This window comes from Kineococcus rubinsiae, from assembly GCF_011839805.1.
In the GTDB taxonomy this organism is placed as follows: domain Bacteria; phylum Actinomycetota; class Actinomycetes; order Actinomycetales; family Kineococcaceae; genus Kineococcus; species Kineococcus rubinsiae.
Window position 1 is genome coordinate 1 of the sequence record NZ_VWPY01000111.1, and the last position, 4,429, is coordinate 4,429.

The 4,429-nt window shown below is 39.4% G+C and carries 5 protein-coding genes; 2 read left to right on the forward strand and 3 right to left on the reverse strand.

Going from position 1 to position 4,429, the window contains the following annotated elements; genetic code table 11:
* Positions 1-508: MFS transporter (locus F1544_RS27115; protein ID WP_167588532.1), on the reverse strand; the 508-nt coding region annotated here is incomplete at its 3' end.
* 116 nt (positions 509-624) lie between these two features.
* Here F1544_RS27115 and F1544_RS27120 point away from each other — a divergent pair.
* Both F1544_RS27120 and F1544_RS27125 read left to right on the forward strand, forming a co-directional pair.
* Entirely contained in the window at positions 625-1,290 is a 666-nt protein-coding gene (locus F1544_RS27120; RefSeq protein ID WP_004967048.1) for a TetR/AcrR family transcriptional regulator, read from the forward strand.
* A gap of 103 nt (positions 1,291-1,393) precedes the next feature.
* Complete coding sequence (locus F1544_RS27125) at positions 1,394-2,314, forward strand: DMT family transporter (protein WP_004905522.1); 921 nt, start codon at positions 1,394-1,396, stop codon at positions 2,312-2,314.
* Positions 2,315-2,708: 394 nt separating this feature from the next.
* Here F1544_RS27125 and tsaC read toward each other — a convergent pair whose 3' ends face one another.
* Complete coding sequence (gene tsaC / locus F1544_RS27130; RefSeq protein ID WP_167588531.1) at positions 2,709-3,278, reverse strand: L-threonylcarbamoyladenylate synthase type 1 TsaC; 570 nt, start codon at positions 3,276-3,278, stop codon at positions 2,709-2,711.
* A gap of 37 nt (positions 3,279-3,315) precedes the next feature.
* The coding region (dprA, locus tag F1544_RS27135; protein WP_208972482.1) for a DNA-processing protein DprA at positions 3,316-4,429 on the reverse strand (1,114 nt) is incomplete at its 5' end.

Sequence of the window (4,429 nt, forward strand, 5' to 3'; positions counted from 1 at the left end):
GCCATGTGCCGATAGGAACGCCTAATACCGTTGCAAAGGTTACACCTGCCATGACGACTGCGGTTGCCTTAGCGATGGGCAAATGAGCAGGAGCAAGTTTGCCACTCAAAGCAATTGCTGTTGCCCAAAAGCCTCCAATTGCAATTCCTAATACTAACCGACTCAGTAAGAGGATATTAAAACTCTCAGCAAATGCAGTAATGGTATTTGCTATCACCATGATCGCAGTCAGTAGAATTAAGACATAACGACGATCTAGTTGTTTCACTGATATCGGGAGAAGGGGTGCTGCAAATGCTGCCATGACGCCTGGTAGAGTGATAATCAAACCCGCTGTGCCAATAGAAATATTCAAATCAGCTGCAACACTGTTGAGTACACCTACAGGGAGAAATTCACTGGTCACAAGTGCAAAAGCGCCGATCGCGACTGCGAGAATCGCATACCAACTCCCTTGATTTTTCGTTGATGATGCGCCACTAGATTCGGGAGAGTAAGAGTTTTCCATATAAAATTCCTTTATTGTTAGATGCATAACAATAAAATTTCGAATACTGGTTAAATTTTTATAACGATCGTTATAAAATAAAAATAGATGCGTCAATTAATTTAATAATGATCGTTATGAAAATATCTGTGGCTTTTATGAAAGATACGCATGAATCTCACCTAATGCCTTGTGATAATAGCTTTAAAAAGAAACGTGGTCGCCCAAAGTGTTTTGATGAACAACAAGCCTTACAAAAAGCCATGCTATTGTTTTGGGAACATGGCTTTGAAGCGACATCGATGAGTGATTTAACTCAAGCTTTAGGGTTAACTGCACCAAGTTTATACAGTAGCTTTGGTGATAAGGTGGGACTTTTTTATAAGTGTATCGACTACTATTTGGCTCATGAAGCATGTCCAATTGAAGCGATTTTCTTAGAGGCGAAAACTGCCAAAGTCGCATTTGAATTATTTCTTTATGACAATGTACAACGTTTGGTTCAACCCAATAAACCTACAGGTTGTATGCTTGTCGTTGCTACCATGAATTGTTCTGATCATGCGCAGACAGTGCAGCATACTATTCTTGAAAGGCGTCTGAAGACCAAACAGAAAATGCTTGAGCGTTTAAAACAGGGTGTAGAAAATGGTGACATTGCCCATTCTGCCTCTCTACAAGAGATAGCAGATTTCTATGCGACAGTCTTACAAGGATTGACTGTGCAAGCACGAGATGGTGCAACGGTTCAACAATTGCATAAGGTGGTTGAACACGCAATGCGTAGCTGGGACTTATTCTAAATTTGATGTCTAAACAGCGATATAAATGTCTGAAATACGATATTTAAATTGATTTAGACATCTTTCAGAATATTCGCATTACTTAGAAAATGCGGGAAAGTGGATGGGTCTGCTAAGCAAATATCAAAAATGGGTGTTTATCTTACCTCTCATTGCTGTTTTCATTTGGTCATTGAACATTGCGGTGACTCGTTATGTTGCAGATTATATTTCACCTGCCAGTATTAGTTTTTATCGGTGGTTTGTCGCTTTTATTATCCTGACGCCATTCATGTTACCCAAAGTTTGGCAACAACGTGCTTTGATTCGACCTTTGATTGGACGTTTAGCTGTGTTAAGTGCTTTTGGTATGGTGTTATATCAAGGTCTATCATATACCGCGGCACATTATACGACGGCGACCAATATGGGCATCGTCAATGCATTTGTTCCCATTTTTACTATATTTATTTCATATTTGATTTTAAAGGATAAACCTAATCGTTTTGCGATCTTTGGTAGTTTATTGTCCTTTGCTGGATTGATCTATGTGATGAGCCAAGGTCAGCTTTCTAGTTTGTTTGCTCAAGGTGGGCATTGGGGAGATGCTGTCATGGTGATTGCTGTAGGATTCTATGCATTTTATGGGGTGTTTCTCAAAAAATGGCAAGTCCAGTTACCCTTGATGACCAGTCTATATGTACAAATAGGGTTTGCATTGTTATATCACGTCCCATTTTTATTATATTTAGGCTTGGATGCGATTGATGCAGAGAATGCCATGAGTGTGCTTTATGCTGGTATGTTTCCATCTTTGATTGCTCCCTTGTTATGGATGATGGCAGTACAAGCGATTGGCCCAAATCGAACCAGTATTTTTATGAATCTTATGCCTGTATTTACGGCAGTGATAGCCAGTGTTTGGTTAGCTGAACAATGGACAATTTATCACTCGGTTGGCGGTATAATGATTCTCATAGGGATTATTTTGGCTCAAAAAAAGACAAAAAAAGTTGTTCAATCACAGTTGGAAACGGCGACTTAGTTGCGCATAAATGAGATGGTTTTGCTTAAAAGAGCAACAAACGAACGTAATTTTTTTATTAACTTTTTATTCTTTCTATATGATTTACAAATATATTTTAAAGGAGTGCCTCATTTGTGATTCTGAAAAAGATCAATAAAAATAAAAATATATTTTTATTGGATCTTTAAAACTGACAAAAAAGGTACGCTTTTCACTTTTTTTGTTAGATAAATAATATATTTGTATAAGATGAATGATTGATCCATAATACTCAACACAGCAAGATGATTCGTTTTAGAATGAATGAGTTGCTTACCAAATTTGCGAACCCTCTGGATGTGATGATACACATCCTTTTTATGCTCAGTTATCCCTATATAACTGAGCTTTTTTTTATCTGCTATTCATGTAATTAAGCGCGAATCACTTCACCTGTTAACGCATTTAGAATACGACTTGGTTCTTGGCTCAAGCCTAATTTACCATCTAGATAATGCAGAGATGAACCAAAATAATCTTGTGCTTCTTCTAAACTTTTTGCTGGAGTTAAGCCTGCGGGATTTGCGCTTGTCGATACGATAAATCCACCAAATGAATCACATAGCTCTACGCACAAAGGATGTGTTGTTACACGAACAGCAACCAAAGGGTGTTGTCCTTTAATCCAAGTCGGGATATGTTGGTCGGCTGGAAGTAGCCATGTTGTGGCACGTTCGGTCTCTTGACGATTTGACCAACTGGCAATCACTTGGTTGCGGAGGTTGGATTCTAGGTTCTGTAGTAGATGTTCTACTTGTTCTAGATGCCCAGCTAATAAAATCACGCCTTTTTCAACTGGACGATGTTTTAACTCAAGAATGTCTTGAAATGCTTGTTGATTAAAAGGATCAAAGCCCAAACCCCAAACGGCTTCTGTTGGATAGGCGAGGACTTGTCCTTGTTTTAGACAATCAGCGGCTTCGGCAATCGAGTTTGTAATCATGTCTAGGAGGGTACTAACAGAAAAGATTGGCTATAGTTTAATGGATTGGACGACAACGTAAATAGCGACCACCTTGTTGTATGCACAAACCTAGTAACTCTAATTCCATTAATTGAGATGTGATTTCAGAGATCGGTGCTGGATAGCGTTGGCTGAGTAAATCTAAATCCTGTCCAATCCAATCTAAATTCTGATACAAGCTAATCAAATGTGGTGGAAGTGTTGAGTGCTGTTCTACAGCATCTTTAGTGTGTTGTTGGGTCTGCCAATGTGTAGGTAATGCTAAATCTTCAATAATCTGTTCAGGATGATCGACCAAAACAGCCCCTTCACGAATAAGTTGATGACAGCCTTGATGGTATTCACTGTAAATATGACCAGGGATAGCAAATACCATTTTACCTTGATTGGCTGCTTCATTCGCCGTAATCAAAGATCCACTTTTTAGTGCTGCTTCAACCACTAAGACACCTAAACTTAAGCCACTAACAATCCGATTTCGTCGTGGAAAATGTTGTTGTAATGGGAGTGTCGTAGGAAGAAACTCTGTGATGATGGCACCTGATTGAGCAATTTGTTGTGCCAATGGTTTATTTTGAGTGGGATAAACGGTATCTAACCCAGTACCTGTGACAGCGATACTTCGATGATGTGCTAAGCCACCGCGATGAGCAGCTTCATCAATCCCATGTGCAAGACCACTGGTAATATAAAATCCTTTCTCACTAAGGTAATAAGCAAAATCATAAGCCACTTGGCGACCATGTGGACTAGGTTTGCGGCTCCCCACCAATGCAATTTGCGGTTGCAGTAAAGCCTGAAGATGACCTTGACCAAATAATATGGGGGGATGATCTGCATAAGGCATGAGTTGTTTGGGATAGTCAATATCGTGTGGCGTCACGATAAAGTCACAGTGCTTCAAAATCAGTTGAACTATCTGTTCAAATTGTTTTTGACCTTGTGTACTTTGAAATTCTTCTAAGCGTTTTAGATGGTTTGCATGTAAACCGAGTTGATACCACTCAGAGAATCGGTGGCTTTGTGTTGCTTGTTCACAACTCCCAAAATGTTTCAGAATTTTGTGAAAGCTGGATAGGGAGTGTTGAACCAAATACCACACCAACACGGTATGGTAGTGGTGGGGTGAT

Coding starts and splice junctions, on each gene's coding strand:
- F1544_RS27120 (WP_004967048.1), top strand. CDS start 625: ATGAAAATATCTGTGGCTTTTATGAAAGATACGCATGAATCTCACCTA.
- F1544_RS27125 (WP_004905522.1), top strand. CDS start 1,394: ATGGGTCTGCTAAGCAAATATCAAAAATGGGTGTTTATCTTACCTCTC.
- tsaC (WP_167588531.1), bottom strand. CDS start 3,278: ATGATTACAAACTCGATTGCCGAAGCCGCTGATTGTCTAAAACAAGGA.